The organism is Motiliproteus sp. MSK22-1, from assembly GCF_001968815.1.
Lineage (GTDB): Bacteria > Pseudomonadota > Gammaproteobacteria > Pseudomonadales > Balneatricaceae > Motiliproteus.
This window is the reverse complement of sequence record NZ_MIEQ01000063.1, coordinates 1-1,488: the sequence shown is the minus strand read 5'-3', so window position 1 is coordinate 1,488 and position 1,488 is coordinate 1. Positions and strand designations below refer to the sequence as shown.

The 1,488-nt window shown below is 52.9% G+C and carries 1 protein-coding gene; it reads left to right on the top strand.

Translation table 11 applies throughout. The annotated features are described in order from the left end of the window. A partial coding sequence (locus tag BGP75_RS19320) for a choice-of-anchor U domain-containing protein (RefSeq protein ID WP_143821115.1) occupies positions 1-1,488 on the top strand: 1,488 nt, incomplete at both ends.

Genomic DNA, 1,488 nt, shown 5'->3' with positions numbered 1-1,488 from the left:
GTCTCAGCAATTGAGAACAGCACCGTTGTGACGACCCTGGCAGCCACCGATGAAGATCTGAACCCCACACTCAGCTATGGCTTACTGAACTCGGGTGACAGTGCGCTGTTCAGTCTTAACAGTCAAACCGGACAGCTGAGTTTTATCAATGCCCCGGACTTTGAGACCCCTGACGATAGTGATGGTGACAATCACTATGCCTTGCAGGTTAGCGTTACGGATGAGACCGGACTCAGCACCACTCAGGCACTGACCGTAAAGCTGACCAACGAAGTTGAAACCGGTGATGATACCGATAATGACGGTATCCCGGATACCGATGAAGGCGGTGGCACGGTGGATACCGATAACGATGGCCTGCCGGACAATGAAGACCCGGATTCTGACAATGACGGTCAGAATGATGCCGAGGAAGTCAATCAGGATACCGACAATGACGGTATCAACGACAACCTGGACCCTGATGATGACAATGACTCTATCGATTCAGCAGTAGAGGCCCTGGTTCCCACCTTAACCACCGGGGGAATGGCCGGAGATGGTAATGGCGATGGTGTGGTCGATACACGGCAGAATTCGGTATCCTCCACCGCCCTGGTGCGGGCTGATAAAACCGATGATAACGGCAACCCTGTCAGCTCTTTTGTCACCCTGGTCACCGACTCTCAGGCAGGTAAGGCCGCCAATGGCAACTCCACCTCAAGACTGAACAGTTTTACTCAGCAGGCCGCGCCCGACGATGTCCCGACTGAAATCGAAATGCCCTTTGGCTTAATCAGCTTTGTTTCTCAGGCAGAAGAGCTGGGAGCCACTGAAACCTTCAGTCTGTATCTGGACGCCGATATCCCCGTAAACGGCTACTGGAAACAGAACAGCGAGGGAGAGTGGGTCAATATTGCCACGGCAATTGTGGCCGAAGGCAACAAGACCCGGATTGATTTCGAGATAACCGATGGCGGTGAGTTTGATGAAGACGGTGAAGCCAATGGTATTATCATAGATCCCGGTGCCCCGGGTATGATCACGACCACCACCTGTGAATGGGACCTGTTTCGGGACGATGCCGACGCCGATGCGATGCCGGACACAATCGAAACCCTGCTCGGTTACGATGCTGCGGTCAAAGACAACGATGTGTTTAGTATTGACGAGCTGTGGATACGACAAATTTCACGGGATCTGATTGGCGAGGAAATCAGCGACCAGGACCTGAGTGACTGGAGTGCGGGGCTGGATGCCGGGATTAGCAAGCAGGAGATGCTGGAAAGCTTCACCCAAACCGAACGTTACGATGCCACCAGCACACTGGTTCGGTTATACCATGCGGTGCTGGATCGCAGTCCAGAGAAATGTGGATTTGACTACTGGCAACAGCAACTGAACAACGGTCTGTCGACCCTTGAGTTGAGCGCCAATATGCTCGCCTCCGCAGAGTTTTTAACGGATCATTCAAACTTGGAGAACAGTGGTTACCTGGATCTGCTGTAT